The sequence below is a fragment of the Mesorhizobium sp. M0678 genome, assembly GCF_040320505.1.
GTDB lineage: Bacteria > Pseudomonadota > Alphaproteobacteria > Rhizobiales > Rhizobiaceae > Mesorhizobium.
Window position 1 is genome coordinate 72,466 of the sequence record NZ_JAMYPT010000001.1, and the last position, 20,039, is coordinate 92,504.

Sequence of the window (20,039 nt, forward strand, 5' to 3'; positions counted from 1 at the left end):
TCCGATCTTCTAGCTATTTCGACCGAGCGAACACAACAAAAAGTGCACTGTTACCGTAATTCGCACTGTCACCGTAATTCGGAGAGGAGATATGGAAAGAGTGCGCTGTAATTCCTTACACAGCAATCAGTACGAACTGGTTTGGAAGTAAGGCTAATTGAGCGATGGTCTTCCCATTTTCGCTACTGAATTCAATCTCGTATGCCTCCTCGGGATAAGAATGCTCTTCAACAACGACTCCTAACGCTCCGGCCTGAAGGGATTCTCCCAGCATATCACAAATCAATCTCACAACGTCGTTGATCTTTGGTTTCATAGCGGGACTCTACTTCACGAATAGTGTCATCAGCGACGGGACGTTTGAACCGGGGGCTAAAAATCCACCCGGTGCGAACCTCAACGGTGCCGGCCGGACCTGTAACAGTTACGTCCACCGTATATCGAGCTCCGTATTATCAACAACCCGTCTGGCCGGAGGCATCGCGCACGCTGGTCGTGGTGTGGGTCAGCGTGCCCAGCGTGACGTCCCGGCGGGCGAGCTTGCCAAAGCCGTCATACTTGTTGCCTTGCGTTGCCCCAGGGTTGGTGGAGGTGAGCTGGCCGATGTTGTAGAAGCCGGACGCCGCTATGCGGGCAAGGCGGGCCATGTGGTCAATCTACGTGCAATGATAGCCGGGCGAACGCGATAAAAGTGCACCGAAATTGCGAAATTCTCTCCAGTTCCTGCCGCACAATAGCGGCCACTAAGTAATGACCCGCGTCATTTAGGATCTGTGAATGGCAACTAACGACCTTGTGCACTGGCCCGATAATCCAACAACTCTTGCATTTCTACAATCTCTTCCCCGTATTGTCCCGTGACCTTAATGGTGTGGGTGTCAAGATCAACCAGACTCTTCAGGAACAAAATGGTGGGCCGCGCGTGCTCAATTCGAACCAAACCTAAAAGCCTTATCGCATAGAGCGAATTCGCATCCCCGCCTCCTTTTTGGGCCAAAGACATTTTCAATTCTTCCTGCAATTTTTCAATATCGTCGTAAATGCCAACATAAGAGTCCGTAAGCGATCGAGTTACTTGATCAAAATCTTTCGTTCTCTCGTCCAATTGCAATGGAGTCGCAAGATTCTTATCAATCAATCTCGTCCATATAAAAAGGTAAAGTGCACCAGTATCCTCATTAAATTCTTCATATTTCGTATTCCAGTCTATGAACTCCTTCGCAATTTGCGAGGTTACGCGTGATATACATTTCTCCTCAACTGCTCGCCAAGTGAACGGCCAATTATCTGCAAAGATTCCATTTGAACAGTTCAGTATCTCAGGAGTTGATGGCACAGTACAGGCCGATCCTCCGAAAACCAAAATTGCAACAAATCCGGCAATTTTCAATGCTATTTTAAAATGCATGATGGCAACTCCTCACGGACCAATTGAGAAATCATTTACCTGTAAACTCGCACTACCCACCTTATTCGGGCCGATTACATTCATAAGCGAGTTATAGTCTTTATTGTTCTCCACCAAACAACCCAGTGACATCCCTCCTTCACTAGTCGTGGGGCTCCTCCCCGGATGAATAGTCCGCCCGATGCAAATTAGCCGCTGACGCCGCCAAAAAAGTTCCGCGCGGCATTGACGAGAGGCCGGCTAGTGGGAGTCACCGTAATTCGTAATTCACATCGTTACCGTCATTCCTTGATCAATGGGGTTTCAGCTGCTCGATCAGAATCAATTCGACGGCTTGATATCCGTGTAAACCGTCCTGCTCCAAATCGCCCGCCGAAGCTACGCTAGTTTGGCTCTCTAGCTTCGATGGATCAGACTCTGAGTATTTTCGAATAAGAATTCGGTTGGAAAGGCTTTCTTTGTGAACGAAGGTTGGCATAGGCCATTTGTCTTCTGCCCAGCTCTTCATTTGACCAATAATTGGCCAAGTTCCATTTATTAAACCGAGATCGCCACACCGTAGGCACCTGACTGCATTATCTGGACTAAGGTCATTTAATTCATCCGCCTTTGGCAATTCCAGACGCATTGGTCCAAATAGATATGCTAGAATAATCTTTCCCATTGGGGCCATATGAGCTACCAAGCCAAGCCCATAGCCACCTGATCTCAACGGAATGGCAAACAGGGTGCCTTCCTTGTAGGGTAGTTTTCTCACTTTAAGGTTACCTTTACTACAGATGCCGGCGTGATGCGGAAGGCGCGAGTGGTGATTAGTTACGGCTTTGTTGGAGCGCCAAGCTCTCGTGTGTTTGGGGGCTATCCGTTGCTGCCAGTCGTTTTGCTTAGCTTAAGCGCGACGATGCGGAGAATACGCGGCAGGACAAAGCCGAACGGGCGAGGCAGAAAACATACATTAATACCGCAATTTCCAAACCTAAGTTCGCTAAATCTCCTTCGCGCGCAAAGGGACGATCAGGTCCGGGTTGCGCGATCGGCGATCGGCCCAATGGCCCCATATTTTTTCTACTTTCATAGGCTGGCCACAAACAGTCGTCTCCCCCACGTCGCCAACCACCGGAGCCTCCTCGTGGGGCGAGCCACCGGTCTCGCCCCGTCCTTCGGACCCCACAGTGGGAGATCGGAAGGCCCGTGCCCCTTGCGGCTCAGCCCTGTTCGTGCAGCCGTTTTGCAATCGCCCGGTGCAGGTCTGGAGCAGCAGTGATCAGCGCCTTGGCGGCTTCTGATTGCGGGTGGTCGAGTACTTCGCTCGTCCTGCCGCGCTCGACGATCTTGCCGTCATGCATGACCATCACCTCGTCGGTGATGGCGCGGGCGACGGTCAGATCATGGGTGATGAACAGATAGGCGATGCCGAGTTTTTGGTTGAGCTCGGCGAACAAATCGAGGATCTGCGCGCGGATCGAGACGTCGAGCGCCGAGACCGGCTCGTCGGCGACGACCAGCTTCGGCCGGGTGATGATGGCGCGGGCGATCGAAAGGCGCTGGCGCTGGCCGCCCGAAAACTCGTGCGGGTATTTGTCCATGTCGCCTGGTGAGAGGCCGACCTCGTGCAGCGCATGCGCCACCATCTCGCGCCGCGCGGCGGGCGCCGGCTTCTTCTCCAGCACATGCAGCGGCTCGGCCACCAATCTCTCGACCTTCTGGCGTGGGTCGAACGAACCATACGGGTCCTGGAACACGACCTGCATGTCGCGCCGCGCCGGCCTCAGCTCCGCCTCGCTCTTGCCGGTGAGGGTGTCGCCGCGGAAGCGGATTGTCCCTGATGTCGGCCTGTCCAGCGCCAGGACCATGCGGGCAAGCGTCGACTTGCCGCAACCGGAACGGCCGACCAGCGCCACCGACTGACCGGGCCCCATGGAGAAGGAGACATCGTCGACGGCGCGGATGGGAGCCCCTCGCTTGAGCAGCGATATGCGCCGTGCCGGATAGTCGCGCGTCACGCTCTCTACCTCAACCAGAGGTTTTCCTTGGCCGACGCTGTGCCTAGCCCGCGCGGGCACATGCATCGAGGCCTGCGCCAGCTGGCGCGTATAGGGATGAAGCTGTCCGGACAGAATGCGCGCCGTGTCGCCGGCCTCCATCACCTCGCCATGGCGCAGGATGGTGATGCGGTCCGCCATCTCGGTCACCACGGCGAGGTCGTGCGAGATCAGCAGCAGGCCCATGCGGTTTTCCGCTACGAGGTCGCGCAGCAGGTCGAGGATCTGCGCCTGCAGCACCACGTCGAGCGCGGTCGTCGGCTCGTCGGCGATCAACAGCTTGGGTTTCAGCGCACAGGCGATGGCGATGACGACGCGCTGGCGCTGTCCTCCGGACAACTCGTGCGGATAACGCGACAGCGGGAACTGCGCCGCCGGCAGGCCGACCCGGTCCAGCATTTTTCGCGCCCGTTCCTCGGCGTCGCCGCGGCTCGCCCTGGTGTGCCAGCGAATACCCTCGGCGACCTGCTCGCCGATGGTCTTGACCGGGTTGAGCGCCGTCATCGGCTCCTGGAACACCATGCCGATGTCGTCGCCGCGCAGCGCGCACATCTGGTCCTCGCTCGCCGCCAGGATGTCGATGCCGTCGAAGGTGACGCGTCCGCTGGCGTGCGCCGCCCAGGGCAGCAACTGCATCACCGCGAGCGCCGTCATCGACTTGCCGGAGCCGGATTCGCCGACCAGCCCCATGACTTCGCCGGGCGCGACGGAAAGTTCGATGTCCCTGAGGATGGGCGTGCCGCCGATGGTCAGCGACAGCTTGTCGATTTCGAGCAGGCTCATCGCTGCCGCCGCGATTTCGGATCGAGAATGTCGGCAATGCCGTCACCAAGCAGGTTCAAGCCAAGCACGGTGATGACGATCGCCATGCCGGGAAAGATCGCCATCCACGGCGCCACCACCATGCGGGTCTGGGCGTCGAACAGCATGCGGCCCCAGCTCGGCATTGGCGGCTGGGTGCCCAGCCCGACATAGGAAAGCCCTGCTTCGGCCAGTATGCCCAGCGCGAACTGGATGGTGCCTTGCACCAGCAGCAGCGTGGCGATGTTGGGCAGCACATGTTCGATGCTGATCAGCGTCCTGCTCTTGCCGGCGGCGCGGGCGGCGAGGATGAATTCGCGCGGCCAGATCGCCAGGGCGGCGGCCCGGGCGACGCGCGCGAATACCGGGATGTTGAAGATGCCGATGGCAATGATGGCGTTGAACGCGCCCGGCCCGAAGATGGCGGTGATCATGATTGCCGAAAGCAGCGCCGGAAAGGCGAAGACCAGGTCGTTCAGCCGCATCAGCACGTCGTCGACGATGCCGCCACGCGCCGCGGCAAAGGCGCCGAGCGGCACGCCGACGCCCATGCCGAAGCCGACCGCCACCAGCGCCACGGCAATCGAGTTGCGGGCGCCGACCATGATCATCGACAGGATGTCGCGACCGAAATGGTCGGTGCCGAACCAGTGCGCCAGCGACGGCGCCTGGGTCTTGTCGGAAATGACCAGCCTGGTGACGTCGTAAGGCGTCCACAAGAAGGAGAGGATCGCGACCGCGGCCACCAGTGCGGTGATGACGAAGCCGGCAAGGAACGAACGGTTTTTGAACGCCTTGGCCAGGATACCGGCAAGGTTCTCGTCGGGGATGTCGATGTGCAGCGTCATTGCCGGCCTCTCAGGCGCGGATCGACCACCGCATAGGAGAGATCGACAACGAAATTGACGACGATGACGGCGGCAACCAGCAGCATGACGACGCTCTCGACCACGATCAGGTCACGCTGGTTGATTGCCTGGAATACAAGCCGGCCGAGGCCGGGCAAATAGAAGACGTTCTCGATGATGATGGTGCCGGCAAGCAGGAAGGCGAATTGCAGGCCTAGAATGGTGACCACCGGGATCAAGGCGTTGCGCAGCGCATGCCGCCACAAGACAAGACGATAGGGCAGGCCCTTGGCGCGGGCGGTGCGGATGTAGTCCTCATTCAGCACTTCAATCAGCGCCGAGCGGGTGACCCGGGCGAGGATCGCCGCCTGCGGCAGAGCGAGGGCGACCGCCGGCAGGAGCAGCGACTTCAGCGCCGGCCAGACGCCGGCGCCCCAGCCGGGAAAACCGCCGCCCGGCACCAGCCGCAGCCAGACGGCGAACAGATAGATCAGCATCAGCGCGAACCAGAAGTTGGGCACGGCGACGCCAAGCTGGGCGGCGCCCATCGCAATCGTGTCGCCGACCCGGCCGCGTCTGCTGGCGGAAAACAGCCCGACCGGGATGGCAATGACTGTGGACAGCGCCAGCGCCATCAGCGCCAGCGGCAGCGAGACGACGAGGCGCTCACGGACCAGATCGATGACCGGCACCGAATAGGTGTAGGAACGGCCGAAATCGAGGCTCAGCAAGCCGCCGGCCCAATGCAGATAGCGCAGCACGACGGGAGCGTTGAGGCCTATCTGGTTGCGCAGCAATTCGATCTGGTCGGCGCTGGCGTTCAGGCCAAGCATCAGCCGCGCCGGGTCGCCGGGAATGATCTCCAGCACGGCAAAGACCACCATCGAGGCCAGAACCAGCGTGACGATGGCGATGGCGAGCCGCTTGAGGAGATAGGCGGTCATGAGGGGACCGGTGCAAGCGCCGGGCGAAGCTTGCGTTCCCGCCCACCCCCCTCTGTCCTGCCGGACATCTCCCCCTCAAGGGGGGAGATTGGCAGTTTCCACGCCGGCACTGTCCTTGCAACGCTAGTGGTTAGCGAAAGCGGGGGTGAGGGCTCAATCTCCCCCCTTGAGGGGGAGATGTCCGGCAGGACAGAGGGGGGTGTGACGGAGTGCAACTTTCGCCTTTCTGTCAGCGATCAATCCGTCCACTTCACCTTGGTCAGGTCGTTGGCCTGGATCGGGGCGTTTTCCCATAGGCCCTGCAGTTTGGCGTCCCAGACGCCGACCTTCGGCAGCTCGTAGAGGAAGCCGACCACGGCGTCATCGGTTAGGACCTTCTGCGCCTCGCCGAGCAGCGTCGTGCGCTTGGCCTCGTCGGAGGTAAGGTTCAGCTCGTCGATGATCTTGTCGAAGGCCGGGTTGTCGTAGTTGAAGTAATAGTCCTTGCGCGAATAGATATCGATGTCGTTAGGCTCGGTGTGGGAAACGATGGTCAGGTCGTAATCCTTCTTGGTGAAGACCTGGTCCAGCCATTGCGCCCATTCGACCGGGATGATCTCGAGATCGATGCCGATTTCGCGAAGCTCGGAGGCGATGATCTCGCCACCAAGCCGCGCGTAGGAGGGCGGCGGCAGCTTGAGCGTCGCCTTGAACCCACTCTCCAGGCCGGCTTCCTTCAGCAATTCCTTGGCCTTCTCCACATTGTGCGGATAGAGGCCGGTGAGGTCGACATAGGCTTTGCTGGCGGGCGACATGTGCGAGCCGATCGGCACGCCGAGGCCGGCCGAGGCGCCGTCGATGATCGCCTTGCGATCGAGCGCAAAGGAAATAGCCTGCCTGACCTGCAGCTTGTCGAAGGGCGGCTTCTTGTTGTTGATCGACAGGATGGTTTCACCCTCGGTCGAGCCGATCACCACCTTGAAGCGCGGGTCGTCCTTGACCTGGGCGACGCTGTCGGGGTCGAAGAACGGAAAGGCCTGGACGTCGCCGGAAAGCAGCGCCGGAACGGCGGCGGCGGCATCCGGAATGATGCGGAACTCGGCCTTGTCGAGGAACACCGGGGCGCCCCAGTAATTTTCCGACTTGACCAGCGTGATCGACGAGCCCTTGGCCCAGTTCTGGAATTTGAACGGGCCGGTGCCGATCGGTTTTTCCTTGTTGGTGTCGGCTGTCTCAGGCGCGACGATAACCGCGTCGCCCCAGCCCATATTGTAGAGGAACGAGCCTTGCGGGTTCTTCAGCGTGACATTCACCGTCGTGGGATCGACGACCTCGACCTTGTCGATGGCGGCGAACAGGCTCTTTTGCGCGTTGACGGAATTGTCGGCGCGGGCTCGATCGAGCGAGAATTTCACGTCGTCGGCATTGAAGTCGCTGCCGTCATGGAATTTCACGCCTGTATGCAGCTTGAAAGTGTAGACCTTGCCGTCGTCGGAAATGCTCCAGCTTTCGGCGAGATCGGGCAGCACCTCGCCGTTCGGGCCGATGCGGGTCAGGCCCTCGAAGACATTGGCATAGAGTACCTCGTCAATTGCCGCGGCGGCACCCGCGGTCGGGTCGAGATGCGGGGGTTCGAGCGTAATGCCGATGACCAGGTCGGTGCGCGCGGCCATCGCCGAGGTTCCGGCGGCCAACACCAGCGCCGCGGCGGCCAGAATGGTTTTCCACAATTTCATCGTGCAACTCCCCATATCTAAAACACGTGCTCAAAACCCGGCGGATAGAAGCGTGAATTCGCCGCCGAGTAAATTGCGTTTCGTACCGTCCGCCGACGCCGGGAGGAATGTTTTTCCGCCCATGGCCGGATCATCGCGGGCCGGCGCCCCTCAGCAGCACGTCGAGGCCGATCGCCATCACCTTTGCCGAGTCCAGCATGTCGGCAATGCCGACCCATTCATCGGGCCGGTGGGCGAGATCGAGGATGCCCGGGCCATAGGCGATGCAGTCATAGATATGGCCGATGCGGGCGATGTGCTTCTGGTCGTAGGTGCCGGGCGAAATCACATAATCCGGCTCGCGGTCGAATATCTCCATGATGCCTTGCGCGACCGCCTTCACCACCGGTGCGTCGCGCTCGGTCATCAGCGGCAGCACCTCCATCAGATCGCGGATCTCGTAATCGAACTTTTTGCGCTCGCGCTTCAGCCGTTCCAGGATATCGGTCACCTCGCTCTTGACCGTAGCGAGATCCTCTTCGAGCAGGAAGCGGCGGTCGATTGTCAGCCGGCAGGAATCGGGCACGTTGGGCGAGGGCAGGCCGGGCCGGAAATCCTCCGTCTGGCCGCCATGGATCGAGTTGATGTTCATGGTCGAGCGTTTTGCGCCTTCGGGCACGACCGGCATGCGCGTCATCTTGCGGTCGAGCGCCGGAAACAGCTCATCCTCGAAGGCCCGCAGCACGGCGCCCATATGGCGCACTGCGTTGTCGCCGAGGAACGGCATCGAGCCGTGCGCGATCTCGCCCTTGGTCTCGATCTCCGCCCACCAGACGCCGCGATGGCCAAGGCAGATGCGATCCTTGTTGAGCGGCTCGGGAATGATGACGTGGTCGACCTTCGGTCTGGAGAAATAGCCGAGCTTCGCCAGATGGGCGACGCCGCCAAAGCCGCCGGACTCCTCGTCGACCGTGCCTGAAATCTCGATGGCGCCGGGAAAATCGGGAAAGACCTCCATGAAGGCTTCAGCGGCAATGATCGAGGCGGCAAGCCCGCCTTTCATGTCACAAGCGCCGCGGCCATAGACCTTGCCATTCCTGACGATGCCGGCGAACGGATCGAGGCTCCAGCCGTCGCCGGGCTCGACGACGTCGATATGCGAATTGAAGTGCACGCAAGCACCCGGCGCTCGGCCATCGAAACGGGCGACGACGTTGACGCGCGGATAACGGTCAGTGTCGCCGTGCGTGCCTTCGGCACGGATGAATTCGATCTCAAAACCACGCTTCTTCAGCCGCGCGCCGATATATTCGGCACATGGCCGATAGGCTTCGCCGGGCGGATTGATGGTCGGAAAGCGGATCAGATCCGCAGTCAGTGCAACCAGATCATCGGCTCGGTCATCGATAGCCTTGAGGAGCCGTTCGTTCGGTTCGTTCATTCGGCGAATTGAGCAGCGGATGAGGGGGTTTTGCAAGCCCGATGGCGAATTGCGAGGCGATTGCGTGTCGTTACGGCAACTATTGCGGGAAATCGTTCAAATTCGCTGCTTTGGATTGGTGAAATCGTCAGGGAGTAGGTGTTAGCTCGCTGGCTTGCCATCAAAACGCTGGAGAACAGCGTGAGGGCAGGCAGGCAAGGGGCATCAAAGGGGTTTGATTGCATGAAAAACACTGTTCTCATGGCAGCGGCATTGATGGCGATGCTGTTCGGTTCGTCGTTCGAGAGCCGGGCGGCCAGCCTGGTCGCGAACATCGACATATCCTCACAGACGATGACAGTAAGATACGGGCTTTCGTATTACCGGTGGAGCGTTTCCACCGCCCGCAAAGGCTACATCACGCCGCGCGGCAGCTATCGCCCACAGCGGACGGCCCGGATGTGGTATTCGCGCAAATACGACATGTCGCCGATGCCCTATTCGGTGTTCTTCCGCGGCGGCTATGCTATCCACGGCACCGGCGCGATCCGGCAATTGGGACGCCCGGCATCGCATGGCTGTGTGCGCCTCCACCCCAGCAACGCCGCCGCATTCTATTCGATGGTGCGCAAAGCCGGCTTCGGTAATACGCGGATTCTCGTGACGAATTAGGGCCTGCTTCTCGGCCCGCAATAAAAAACCCGCCGGAGCGGCGGGTTCGTCGGGGCCAAATAGCACCATACCGAAATTAGTAGCATAGCTGCCGGCACAAATCAAGAACAAAATAGGGCCTGTGCCCAAAAAGATCGTTCCGCTCAGGCGGCTTTGTCGCGCACTGTCGCCGGACGACGCTTTTTGCGGCCGCTGATCTCCCAGCGCTTGTGGAACCACATCCACTGGCCGGGGTCTTCTCGCACCCAGCGCTCGACCACCTCGTTGAGAAGCTGGGTGGTGGCGCGGACGTCGACACTGCCGCCGGCGGTGCGCGGCAAGGTGAGCTTGTCCTCGATCTCGAGCCGGAAACGGTTGTTCGGCAGGCGCACGCAGCGCGCCGGGTAGACATCGCAATCGTAGTGCCGCGCCAGGGTGCCGAGAACCCGGTTGCTCTCGCAGGGGCGGCCGAAGAATGTCGTCTCGAGCCCGCCCGTGAATTTCTGGTCGACCAGCACGCCGATATTGCCGCCTTTCTCGAGGATGGCCGCAAGTGCGAACGAGGCACCGGTCGAAGACGGCAGCAGCGATCCCATGCTCGAGCGGCGGGTCGAGAGGATGTAGTCGGCGAGGTAAGGGTTGTTGGGCGGGCGAAAGAGCGCCGTGATGTTCATGCCGAAGGTCGCCGCCGCCACTGGCAGCAGCTCGAAATTGCCGAGATGCCCGGTGAAGACGATATGCGGCTTGTCCTCGCCGGCAATGCGCACGAAATGCTCCACGCCCTTGACCTCGACACGGCCCGGCTTCGTCGCAGTGGGATCGTAGTCGAACAAAGCATCGAGAAAGATGTATTCGGTGGCCAGGCGGGCCATGTTGCCCCACATGTCGGAAGCGATCGCCTCGATCTCGGCATCGCTCTTTTCCGGATAGGCCTTGCGCAGATTGTCGACAGCAACCTGATGGCGCGCTACCCAAGGGCCGATGCGGCGGGCAGCGCGGTCGGCGAAATTGAGCGCCCTGTCGGGCGGCAGCAGGCGCAGCGCGGAGATGATGATCATCGCGACGCGCGCGACCAGCCAGTAGTTGAACTGGCGAAGCCGCCTGCCATAGCGGAATCCCACGTCCCTGCGGATCTTCCTGAAGGCGTTGCCGATCATTTCAGCCGACGCGCAGGATGATCTTGCCGAAGACGTCGCGGCCTTCCATGCGCTTCAGCGCCGCATCGATGCCGTCGAAGCCAACCTCGGTGTCGATCACCGGCGCGACCAGGCCCGCCGCCATCTTCTGCATGGCGTCAGCCATGTTTTCCATGCGGCAGCCGAACGAGCCTAGCAGCTTCAGCTGCTGCTGGAACAACTGCATCAAATTGATCTGCGTCGACACGCCGGAGGTCGAGCCGCAGGTGACCAGCCGACCGCCGCGTTTGAGGCACAGCATCGAGGCGGCAAATGTGTCGGCGCCGACATGCTCGAACACCACGTCGACGCCCTTCTTCTTGGTCAGCTTGCGCACGACGCCTTCGAAGCGGTCGTCGCGGTAATTGATGACGTGGTCGGCGCCGAGCGCCTTGGCCTTGTCGATCTTGTCGTTCGAGCCGACGGTGGTGATGACCGTGCAGCCCATCTTCTTGGCCAGCTGAATCGCGGCGGAGCCGATGCCGGAGCCGCCGGCATGGACCAGTATCGTCTCGCCGGGCTGCAGCCGGGCATTGTCGAACAGCATGTGCTCGACCGTGCCGAAGGTGACAGGCGCCACCGCCGCGCCGATTTCGCTCACGCCGGGCGGAGCTGGGACCAGAAGGCGCGCCGGCAGGTTGATCTTTTCCTGCGCAAAGCCGTCGAGATGGAAGCCGTGCACGCCCGAAACATGCTCGCAGAGATTGTCGCGGCCTTCGCGGCAGGCGCGGCAAAGACCGCAGGTGCGGGCGCCATAGATCGACACCAATTGCCCGGGCACAAGGCTGGAAACGCCGGGGCCGACCGCCTCGACCTCGCCGGAAGCCTCGGCGCCGACGACCAGCGGCAGCTTGCGCTTGGCAAAAGCCATGCCGCGCCAGCCCCAGACGTCGATATGGTTCAGCGCCACGGCCTTGATGCGCAGCGTCACCTCGCCGAGCAAAGGCGGCGGCGGCGGCGGCAGGTCCACCGTTTCAAGCCGGCGATCCTCGATAAGTTGCAATGCGCGCATGCCAGATCCCAGGTTGCGCATGACCGAGAACCGTTTCGGAAGGGATCATGCGCACGACAACAGTGCTAGAGCGGAACGGTCGCTTAGACCGGTTCCCGCGCCATGACAAGGCAGGTGTTCTGGCCGCCAAAGCCGAAGGAGTTCGACAGGACGGTGCCGACCTCGGCATTGCGCTTGGTGTTCGGCACCACGTCGAGGACGATTGCCGGGTCGGGATTGTCGTAGTTGACGGTCGGCGGAATGACGCTTTCGCGCATCGTCATCAGCGAAAATGCTGCCTCGACGGCACCGGCAGCCGATAGGGTATGGCCGATCATCGACTTGTTCGACGAGACCGGCATTGACGAGATCCGCTCGCCGAACACCGTCGACAGCGACAAATGCTCCATCTTGTCGTTTTCGGGCGTCGACGTGCCGTGAGCGTTGACATAATCGATCCCGTCCTCGCTCAAGCCGGCATCGGCAAGGGCGGCGCGCACCGCCGCGATCGCCGGCGAACCGTCCGGCTTGGAGCGGGTGCGATGGAAGTCGTCGGCCTTTTCGCCGCAGCCGCGCAATATGCCGAGAACGGTGGCACCGCGGGCAAGTGCTGCCTCCAGCGATTCCAGCACAAGGGCGCCCGAGCCTTCGGCCAGCACGAAGCCGTCGCGGTCCTTGGAGAAGGGTTTTGAGGCCTTTTCGGGGATGTCGTTATGCGTGGAGAGCGCCGATAGAAGCGAGAAGCGGATCAGCGCCTCGGCGGTCGCCGACCCATCGGCGCCGATCGACAGCGCCCTGTCGCATTCGCCGCGGCGGATCGCCTCGACGCCGAGCTGGATCGCCGTGGCGCCCGAAGCGCAGGCTGTCGACAGCGTGATCGGCAGGCCGCGCGTTCCGAAACGGTCGGCAAGCCGGTCGGCAATCGAGCCGAACTGGGTGGTCTCGAAAATGTCGAGTTCCCTGAGGCCGCGCGCTACCCGCAGCAGCCTCTCGGCACCGGTCTCGTGCGTGTCGGAATTGTAGAGCGAAAAGCGCTCGCTCCAGTCGAGCTCGACCGGCGGCGAAGCGAGGAAAAGCGGTCCGCCGAAATCGCCGGCATCGAGGCCCGCCTCCGACATCGCTTCCTGGGCGGCGGTTTCGGCAAGCTCATAGGTGAGGAGACTGGCGCCCTTGGAGCTCGACGGCAGGAAGTCGATCATGCCGGAGATGCGGGTGTTGAGATGATCGACCGGGAAGCGGGTGATCGGATGGATGCCGGATTTGCCTGACGTAAGTGCCGCCCAATTATCGGCTTTGCCGACACCGAGCGACGTCACCACGCCGATGCCGGTGACGGCGACGATCGGCCTGCCCATGTGGTCGTTCAGATTGGCCATTTGTTGTCCAAAAACCTGTTTCTCTTGGTGCGTCGGATCGCCCGAAAACCGCGCCACACTTTTCGGTCCGATGCTCTAGGCGGCTTTGATCAGCGCCATGCCCTCGAATTGGTGATAGCCGATCGCTGTTGCAAGGACGGTCTTCGGGACACCGGCAAACGGTTTTTCGACTGTGGCGTCGAAGACAGGATAGGCGGCCTTGCGGTCGACAGCCAGTGCCGCCAGCGCAACGGCGAAGGGGAACTGCGCTTCCTTCATGTGGCCGGTCAGCGTCGAAAAGCCGCGTGCGGCGATCGCCGGATTGGCGTCGAGCGCCGATTTCTCGGCGGCGGTCGCGGCATGGGCGCCCGAAGCGCCGGAGATCGCGAGCAGCTCGCCATTCGGCAATGCGGCCTGCTTCAGCAGCGCGGCGATCTCACCGTCGAGTTCGCCCCGCCGGCGCTTGGCACGGCCGGACAGGATCGGGCCGAGTTCCGCATAGATCTTCCGGCCACGGCTTTCCGCATGCTCGCGCTGCTCCAGGACGAGAAACGCGCCGCCGGATCCGGTCACCACGCCGCCGCCCTCGGCACCTTGCCTTTGCCAGACCGGCGTCCACGGACCGCGGTGCAGGTAGCCGGCCAGTTCATAGCCGAGCAGCATGTCGGAGTGTTCGGTCTGGAAAGCGCCGCCGACCAGTATATGCGTCGACTGGCCGGAGCGGATGCGCGCGGCCGCCGTCTCGACAGCGGCAACGCCGGCACCTTCCTCGCCCATGAAGGTGCGCGACGATCCCGTCACCTTGTGGACGATCGAGATGTTGCCGGCGAGCAGGTTGGAGAGCTGTGCCAGAAACAGCGTCGGGCGCAATTCCGTGGTCAGCTTCTCGTTGAGCAGCACGTCGCGGTCATTGCGGCTTTCCGATGCCGCGAGAATGGCCGCGTCGACTGCCTCGTCGCGCTCGCCGCCGCCGGCGGCCACCACCATGTCCATGGTCGCGCAGAGTTCGTCATTGCCCTTGATGCCGGCATCGTCGAGCGCAAGGCCGGCCGCATAGGTGCCGAGCCTCTGCCAGGTCTCCATCTGCCGCTGGTCGCCACGCTTGGCGATCTGCAGGTTCCAGTCGATCTCCGGCAGCGGGTGGACTGTATAGGGCGAGAAGCGCGAGGCCTCCAGAACCGGTTCAAGGCGCGGCTGGACGAGCTTTTGCCAATGCGCATCCGGACCCTCGCCCAATGACGAGACAAGGCCGATGCCTGATATGACGACGTCGCGGGGGTTCATGGGCGGCTGTTGTGGGTGAGGGCGCGTCAAGCGCTGTGCTTAGATGGCGTTCTTGGCGGCGACGAGCGCGTCGATCTTGGCGCACAGGTTCTTCATGACGAAATAGTCGTCGGTCGAGGCCTTGCCGTCGTTGACCTCCTGCGTCCACTTTTCCAACGGCACCTTGATGCCGAATTCCTTGTCGATGGCAAAGACGATGTCGAGGAAGTCGAGGCTGTCGATGCCGAGATCGTCGATGGTGTGGCTTTCGGGCGTGATCGTCTCGATGTCGATCTCGCTGGTGTCGGCGATGATCTTGGCGACTTTGTCGAACGTGGTGGACAAGGGCTTTTCCTTCGATTGCGGGCGGAATCTGTCCGCATGTGTTTTGGGCTGTCTAATCGGTTTTTCCGGGCAGGAAAAGGCCTCATACGCCGGGCGCAGATGGGATTGCTGCCCAGGCGGAGCAAGATGAGATCGGAATCCAACCACGGCTTCTCGTGGCAGTGGCATTTCGGCAACACCTATCTCGCTCGACGCGAGGAGCGACCGGCCCGGTCAGAAGGTAACGCGGCCGAGCACGCGCAGGCCGTCGCCTTGCGGCTCGACGACCACGGCTTCGCCTTCGCGCGGCGAGATGCCGGTCAATTCCTTGATGTCTTCGAGATGCGTGACCATGACCAGATTGTCGGATCCGGAATAGCCGCGGATCTCTGCCAGGATCGCCGCGATCTGAGCGGCCTTCTCCTTTTCGTCGGTCTTCAGCAGGTCAAGCGGTGCGAACGGCTCCGGTTCGCTTTCGAAAGCGATGCGCGCGGTTTCGAGGCAGCGGCAATAGCGGCTGGACAGCACGCGCTCGACCGGTGCCGCGCGGGCGCCAAACAGCGCGCCGATCTTGCGCGCCTGTTGCTTGCCGCGCTCCGAGAGATTGACCTGGGTGGCGCATTTGCCGAGGTCGAAATTGGCCGCATCGGTGGTGCCTGTGACCATGGCATGGCGAAGCAGCACGACATGCCCGCCGTCGCGCAGCAGCGCCCAGCCGGCTTCCGTCGCATGGGCTGTGGCGGAAACGGCAAGCAACAGCAGCGCCAGCACAAATCGAAGCATCAGACATCCTTTTCGGGTGACCGGCAGGCAGGTCCCCGGTGACCGGCATATAGGGACGGCAAAGCCGGCTGAAAGACAAGCCGAGTGCAACCTGCGGCCGAGACGCCTATTTCTTCGCTATCTGCTTCTTCACCAGATCGATCTTGCGGTCGGTCAGCGGGATCGGGAGTGTGTAGCCGGCTTCGGTAAAGCCCTGCTTGGCGTTCTCGAAGAATTCGATCGCCTTTTCGAATTCGGCATTGCCACCGCCATAGCTGCCGCGGTTCCAGTGGACGTCGCCGAGATTGTTCTGCTCGAAGGCCCATTGCATCGGCTGGCTTTCGCGGGTGAAGACCTTGAGCGTTGCCTTGAAGGCGGCTTCGGCTTCGTCCAGATATTTGCCGGTGCGTTCGAGATTGCCGAGATTGATCAGGCTCATGCCGATGCCGTTCTGCGCGTTTGCCCAGTCGACGGGCGAGGTCTCGAAGGTCAGCACCTCCAGCGCTGCCCGGCGCGCGGCGATCGAAGCGGCCAGTTTGCGGGGATCGGCCTCGCTCATGCTTAGCCATTGCAGCGCCGAGCCGAGGCCGGCCTGCGCCAGTGCCCATTGCCGCGGCGTGGTCTCGCGCTTGTATTCGCGAAGTGCATCGCGATAGGCCTCGATCGCGTCCTCGTAATGCACCGGCTTGTCGGTCACGCCGCCGAGCAGTTGCAGCGTGTTGCCGAGATTGTAGTGGGTCATCGCCCAGTCGAGCGGAAACTCCTTTTTGGTATAGACGCGCCGTGCCGCCCGGTATGCAGCGGCCGATTGCTCAAGCCTGGCAGGATCGCGCGTGCGCTGGCCAAGCGTCTGGTAGATCGAGCCGAGATTGTTCTCCGCCGAAGCCCAATACGTCGGAAAACGCTGGCGGGTGAAGATGGTCAGCGCATCGCCATAGGCGGCAGCCGCCTCTTCGAGCAGGCCGGTGCCGAGATCGAAACGTGCAGCACTGTTCAGCGCGTTACCCAGATTGAGACGGCTGCTCGCCCAGGAGAGCGGGAAGGTGTCGCGGGTGCGGATTTCGAGCGCGGCGCGGAATGCCGCGGCTGCCTCGTCGATTTTTGCCTTGTCGTTGCGTTGCGTGCCGAGAGACACCAGGGTATTGCCGAGATTGTTCTGGACCATCGCCCACTGAACGGGGGCTTTTTCGCGCGTGTATTCTTCAAGCGCCAGCCGATAGGCGGCCTCGGCCTCAGTCAGGCGCTCGCCGTCCGGTTCGCGCTCCGAAAGCGCGTAAAGCGCAAGGCCAAGGTTGCTTTGCGAGGCGGCCCAGTCCAGCGGGACTTTGTCGCGCGGCCGCTTCTCCAGCGTGGCGCGCATCGCCACCACCGCCTCGTTCAGGCGTTTCGGGTCGCTCTCGCGTTCGCCGATCTTCAACAGCACATTGGCCAGGTTGTTCTGGGCCGCGGCCCAGTTGATGTCGTCCTTCTCGCGCTCGAACACGGCAAGCGAATCGCGAAAGATTTTCGCTGCCTGTTCCAGCCGGTCGGTTTCGCGCTCGCGCTCGCCGATGGTCTGCAGCACCACCGCCATGTTGTTGCGGGTGATCGCCCAGTCGCGGTTCTGCTCGCCATTGGGGATGAAGTTCAGGATGACGCGGTAGGCGTCGATGGCGCGCTGCAGCACTTGCCTGTCGCCGGTGGCGCTGCCATGCGCGTTGAGCGCTTCCGCCTCCTGGTTCTTGTAGTTCCAGCGCAGCCTGTCGTCCCATCTCTCGACCAGCGAGAAGGCCTTGCCGTAATCGTTGGCGGCCGACAGATAGTCGAAGACCAGCGCCGAGGCGTCGGCACGCCTGGCATAGATCGCCGCGTCGGCAAGACGCTTCTGCCTGACCAGATCCTCTGCCCGATCGACCACGCCGCTGGCCTGCTCGACCCGGCCCACCGCCTGGTCGAGGAAGTTGCGCGCGGTGACGATGGCGCCCTGGCCGATCGCCTTGTCGGCCGAGGCGACGAGGCGGCTGATCTCGGGGTCGTCGGTGCGCAGCGCGTCGCGCTCGGAGATCATCTTCTTCAGGCGCTCGGCCTGGGCGTCGAGCAGCTTTTGCAGGTCGGTGGGGTCCTCCGGCATCTTTTCGGTGCCGAGCGCCTTCAACACGCCATAAAGCGCGTCGAGCGGCACGCCGTCCTGCAGCGAGGCCAGTTCCACCTGTGCCCGCTTGGGGTCAGGCAACTCGGCGATCGTCAGCAGCAATTGCCGCCGCTCGCCGGTGATCAGGCCGTCGTCGCCGGTCGGTTCCTGCGGTGCTACGCCGAAGTAGAGCAGCCGGCGCAGGCTTTCATTGACCCATGGCCGCTGCTTGGCCTTGGTGTCGAGATAGACCTCCTCGGTCACCATGCGCATGACCGAGCCGAACTCGGTGCCCTTCATCGCCGCGAGGTGGCGCAGAAGTGCCGCTGCGTAGGGGCTGTTTTCGCCGACGATGCCATCGAGTGCCGGCCGCCCCGGCTCGGCGGCAAAGCCGATCACCGTTCCCAGATTTTCCGTCGCGGTCGCGTTTGCCAGTGCCCTGGCACCGCGCACCGGCTCCAATCCGCCGGCGCGCTGATCGGCGAGGCCGAGGCCGTCGGCGCCCGGCGCAGCACCGCATCCGCCGGAAACGGGTTGGTGCGGCAGGCATCGAGCAGCATGATCGTTACCGGCACGGTCGTCTTCAATTCGTCCATGACGGCGGAGATCGGCACCAGGGCCTGATCGGCGTCCTTCAATGAAGAAACGTCGGCGTCGACCGGCACCAGATAGTTTTCGCCGCCGGCCTCGATGCCGTGGCCGGAATAGTAGATCAAGGCGACGTCGGCGTCCTCTGCATCCTCGGCGAAACGCTCGAGGTCGCGCTTCAGCTTTGCCGTGTCGCGGTCGGTGACGCTGCGCGCGTCGAAGCCGAGATCGGTCAGCATCTTGGCGATGTCGCGGGCGTCGTTGGCGGGGTTGGGAAGAGCCGCTATGTGCTGGTATTTCGACTGGCCGACAATCAGCGCCACGCCCTTGAGGCTCGCCGGCTCCGCGGCATGAGCCGAGGTCACCACGAGGCAAAGCATGGCGCCGACGAAAGCCGTCAGCCACGCCTGCTTGAAGAAGTGCTGATTTCCGACAAGGCCCATTCGCCGCGTGTCCCCCGACAACCCTGTATAGCGCTGGCATCCAACCATGAGCAAATTCGGGCAAGATCCGAGCGGCCGGATTGTTGGCCGGTACATTCGCGAGGGAAGGGCGATTGCGCCGCCGCCGGGGCTCGCCTATCACGGGAAAAATGTCTCCGCTTACCGAAACCGTCCTCTTCGTCTTCAGTCTCGTCGGGCTCGGCTATCTTGCCGGGTTGACCGGCTATTTGAAGCCGGCGAGCGGCGAGGGCGTATCCGAATTCGCCATCAACGTGGCAATGCCGCTTTTGCTGTTCCAGACCATGGTAAAGGCCGATTTCCACGGCGTGGCGCCGTGGTCGCTATGGGGCGCTTATTTCGCGGCGGTGGCGCTTACCTGGGCTGCCGGCCATCTGGTCATTACGCGCATCTTCGGGCGGGACGCCCGCGCCGGCGTCGTCGGCGGCGTGTCGTCGTCCTACTCCAACGTCGTCCTGCTCGGCGCGCCCTTCATCATCGGCGTGTTCGGGCCGGCGGGGTTCGAAGTGCTGTCACTGCTCGTTTCCATTCACCTGCCGGTGATGATGATGGCCTCGATCATCCTTTTCGAGATGTTCGGCCGCGGCGGCAGCGAGCCTGTGCATCCGCTCCGCGTCGTCAGGAGCTTTCTCAGGAGGGTATTCATCAATCCGCTGATCATCGGCATACTGGCCGGGCTGGCGTGGCGCTTCACCGGTGCGCCGCTGCCGGTGCTTGCGACGCGGCTGAGCGACGCGCTGGCCGGCACGGCCGCCCCGGTGGCGCTGTTCGCCATGGGGCTCAGCCTGCGCCGTTTCGGCATTTCCGGCAATGTAAGGCCGGCGCTGGCGCTGTCGGCGCTGAAACTGTTCCTAATGCCGGCGCTGGTTCTCGGCCTGGTCTGGCTGATCGGCCTGCCGCCATTGACGGCCAAGGTGGCGGTCATGGTTGCGGCGTTGCCGTCCGGCATCAATTCCTATCTCATCGCGGTGCAGTTCAACACCGGCCAGGCGCTGGCGTCGAACCAGATGACCATCGCCACCGCCTGTGCGGTCGTGACCACTGCGTTTTGGCTGACAGTGGTCGTCCATGTTTTTGGATAAGAGCCCGGGTTTTTGGATAAGAACCCGGCTGCATCGCCTCTCGCTTTGGCTGGCCCAAACCCTATATGCCATCTTGTGATTGCTTGCGGGGCTTGCCCTGGGCTAAGAGCAGTGGCTCTA

General features: G+C 62.1%; 19 protein-coding genes. 2 read left to right on the forward strand and 17 right to left on the reverse strand.

Annotated features, from left to right (window positions below; all coding sequences use genetic code 11):
• Positions 1–115: 115 nt before the first annotated feature.
• The 9 genes from NKI29_RS00330 to NKI29_RS00370 form a co-directional block, all read right to left on the reverse strand.
• On the reverse strand, positions 116–316 hold the full coding sequence (locus NKI29_RS00330; RefSeq protein ID WP_023676476.1) for a DUF4926 domain-containing protein: 201 nt from the start codon (positions 314–316) through the stop codon (positions 116–118).
• Positions 317–455: 139 nt separating this feature from the next.
• On the reverse strand, positions 456–647 hold the full coding sequence (locus tag NKI29_RS00335) for a hypothetical protein (RefSeq protein WP_023676475.1): 192 nt from the start codon (positions 645–647) through the stop codon (positions 456–458).
• 137 nt (positions 648–784) lie between these two features.
• Entirely contained in the window at positions 785–1,408 is a 624-nt protein-coding gene (locus NKI29_RS00340; protein WP_156937332.1) for a DNA polymerase Y subunit UmuC family protein, read from the reverse strand.
• Between the two features lie 292 nt (positions 1,409–1,700).
• Positions 1,701–2,165 (reverse strand): Imm26 family immunity protein, encoded by a 465-nt coding sequence (locus NKI29_RS00345; RefSeq protein WP_023676473.1) that lies wholly within the window; start codon positions 2,163–2,165, stop codon positions 1,701–1,703.
• Between the two features lie 448 nt (positions 2,166–2,613).
• Positions 2,614–4,233, reverse strand: coding sequence for an ABC transporter ATP-binding protein (locus NKI29_RS00350; RefSeq protein WP_352795307.1), 1,620 nt, complete (start codon positions 4,231–4,233; stop codon positions 2,614–2,616).
• Entirely contained in the window at positions 4,230–5,099 is an 870-nt protein-coding gene (locus NKI29_RS00355) for an ABC transporter permease (protein WP_352795308.1), read from the reverse strand. The genes NKI29_RS00350 and NKI29_RS00355 overlap by 4 nt, the downstream gene beginning before the upstream one ends.
• Positions 5,096–6,043 carry an ABC transporter permease gene (locus NKI29_RS00360; RefSeq protein ID WP_352795309.1) on the reverse strand — a complete coding sequence of 316 codons (948 nt, stop codon included), beginning with the start codon at positions 6,041–6,043 and terminating at the stop codon, positions 5,096–5,098. Before NKI29_RS00360 ends, NKI29_RS00355 begins: the two co-directional genes overlap by 4 nt.
• A gap of 236 nt (positions 6,044–6,279) precedes the next feature.
• On the reverse strand, positions 6,280–7,758 hold the full coding sequence (locus tag NKI29_RS00365) for an ABC transporter substrate-binding protein (protein WP_352795311.1): 1,479 nt from the start codon (positions 7,756–7,758) through the stop codon (positions 6,280–6,282).
• A 130-nt stretch (positions 7,759–7,888) separates the two neighbouring features.
• Entirely contained in the window at positions 7,889–9,178 is a 1,290-nt protein-coding gene (locus NKI29_RS00370; RefSeq protein WP_352795313.1) for an acetylornithine deacetylase/succinyl-diaminopimelate desuccinylase family protein, read from the reverse strand.
• Positions 9,179–9,400: 222 nt separating this feature from the next.
• Between NKI29_RS00370 and NKI29_RS00375 the strand changes: the two genes are divergently transcribed.
• On the forward strand, positions 9,401–9,829 hold the full coding sequence (locus NKI29_RS00375; RefSeq protein WP_023676467.1) for a L,D-transpeptidase: 429 nt from the start codon (positions 9,401–9,403) through the stop codon (positions 9,827–9,829).
• A 143-nt stretch (positions 9,830–9,972) separates the two neighbouring features.
• Here NKI29_RS00375 and NKI29_RS00380 read toward each other — a convergent pair whose 3' ends face one another.
• The 8 genes from NKI29_RS00380 to NKI29_RS00415 form a co-directional block, all read right to left on the reverse strand.
• Positions 9,973–10,965, reverse strand: a complete 993-nt coding sequence (locus NKI29_RS00380; protein WP_352795315.1) for a lipid A biosynthesis lauroyl acyltransferase — start codon at positions 10,963–10,965, stop codon at positions 9,973–9,975.
• A 1-nt stretch (position 10,966) separates the two neighbouring features.
• A complete protein-coding gene (locus NKI29_RS00385; RefSeq protein ID WP_352795316.1) occupies positions 10,967–11,995 on the reverse strand; it encodes a zinc-binding dehydrogenase in 1,029 nt (342 codons plus the stop codon).
• An 83-nt stretch (positions 11,996–12,078) separates the two neighbouring features.
• Positions 12,079–13,350 (reverse strand): beta-ketoacyl-ACP synthase, encoded by a 1,272-nt coding sequence (locus NKI29_RS00390; protein ID WP_352795318.1) that lies wholly within the window; start codon positions 13,348–13,350, stop codon positions 12,079–12,081.
• 75 nt (positions 13,351–13,425) lie between these two features.
• Positions 13,426–14,613, reverse strand: coding sequence for a beta-ketoacyl-ACP synthase (locus NKI29_RS00395; protein ID WP_352757460.1), 1,188 nt, complete (start codon positions 14,611–14,613; stop codon positions 13,426–13,428).
• A 39-nt stretch (positions 14,614–14,652) separates the two neighbouring features.
• Entirely contained in the window at positions 14,653–14,937 is a 285-nt protein-coding gene (locus NKI29_RS00400) for an acyl carrier protein (RefSeq protein WP_023676462.1), read from the reverse strand.
• A gap of 213 nt (positions 14,938–15,150) precedes the next feature.
• A complete protein-coding gene (locus NKI29_RS00405; RefSeq protein WP_352454578.1) occupies positions 15,151–15,699 on the reverse strand; it encodes a histidine phosphatase family protein in 549 nt (182 codons plus the stop codon).
• 106 nt (positions 15,700–15,805) lie between these two features.
• Entirely contained in the window at positions 15,806–18,241 is a 2,436-nt protein-coding gene (locus NKI29_RS00410; protein ID WP_352757461.1) for a caspase family protein, read from the reverse strand.
• On the reverse strand, positions 18,184–18,819 hold the full coding sequence (locus tag NKI29_RS00415; protein WP_352757462.1) for a caspase family protein: 636 nt from the start codon (positions 18,817–18,819) through the stop codon (positions 18,184–18,186). Before NKI29_RS00415 ends, NKI29_RS00410 begins: the two co-directional genes overlap by 58 nt.
• A 149-nt stretch (positions 18,820–18,968) precedes the next feature.
• On the opposite strand from NKI29_RS00415, the gene NKI29_RS00420 reads away from it, so the two are divergent.
• Positions 18,969–19,919 carry an AEC family transporter gene (locus NKI29_RS00420; RefSeq protein ID WP_352470327.1) on the forward strand — a complete coding sequence of 317 codons (951 nt, stop codon included), beginning with the start codon at positions 18,969–18,971 and terminating at the stop codon, positions 19,917–19,919.
• Positions 19,920–20,039 lie beyond the last annotated feature (120 nt).

Coding starts and splice junctions, on each gene's coding strand:
- NKI29_RS00330 (WP_023676476.1), bottom strand. CDS start 316: ATGAAACCAAAGATCAACGACGTTGTGAGATTGATTTGTGATATGCTG.
- NKI29_RS00335 (WP_023676475.1), bottom strand. CDS start 647: ATGGCCCGCCTTGCCCGCATAGCGGCGTCCGGCTTCTACAACATCGGC.
- NKI29_RS00340 (WP_156937332.1), bottom strand. CDS start 1,408: ATGCATTTTAAAATAGCATTGAAAATTGCCGGATTTGTTGCAATTTTG.
- NKI29_RS00350 (WP_352795307.1), bottom strand. CDS start 4,233: ATGAGCCTGCTCGAAATCGACAAGCTGTCGCTGACCATCGGCGGCACG.
- NKI29_RS00355 (WP_352795308.1), bottom strand. CDS start 5,099: ATGACGCTGCACATCGACATCCCCGACGAGAACCTTGCCGGTATCCTG.
- NKI29_RS00360 (WP_352795309.1), bottom strand. CDS start 6,043: ATGACCGCCTATCTCCTCAAGCGGCTCGCCATCGCCATCGTCACGCTG.
- NKI29_RS00365 (WP_352795311.1), bottom strand. CDS start 7,758: ATGAAATTGTGGAAAACCATTCTGGCCGCCGCGGCGCTGGTGTTGGCC.
- NKI29_RS00370 (WP_352795313.1), bottom strand. CDS start 9,178: ATGAACGAACCGAACGAACGGCTCCTCAAGGCTATCGATGACCGAGCC.
- NKI29_RS00375 (WP_023676467.1), top strand. CDS start 9,401: ATGAAAAACACTGTTCTCATGGCAGCGGCATTGATGGCGATGCTGTTC.
- NKI29_RS00380 (WP_352795315.1), bottom strand. CDS start 10,965: ATGATCGGCAACGCCTTCAGGAAGATCCGCAGGGACGTGGGATTCCGC.
- NKI29_RS00385 (WP_352795316.1), bottom strand. CDS start 11,995: ATGCGCGCATTGCAACTTATCGAGGATCGCCGGCTTGAAACGGTGGAC.
- NKI29_RS00390 (WP_352795318.1), bottom strand. CDS start 13,350: ATGGCCAATCTGAACGACCACATGGGCAGGCCGATCGTCGCCGTCACC.
- NKI29_RS00395 (WP_352757460.1), bottom strand. CDS start 14,613: ATGAACCCCCGCGACGTCGTCATATCAGGCATCGGCCTTGTCTCGTCA.
- NKI29_RS00405 (WP_352454578.1), bottom strand. CDS start 15,699: ATGCTTCGATTTGTGCTGGCGCTGCTGTTGCTTGCCGTTTCCGCCACA.
- NKI29_RS00415 (WP_352757462.1), bottom strand. CDS start 18,819: ATGGGCCTTGTCGGAAATCAGCACTTCTTCAAGCAGGCGTGGCTGACG.
- NKI29_RS00420 (WP_352470327.1), top strand. CDS start 18,969: ATGTCTCCGCTTACCGAAACCGTCCTCTTCGTCTTCAGTCTCGTCGGG.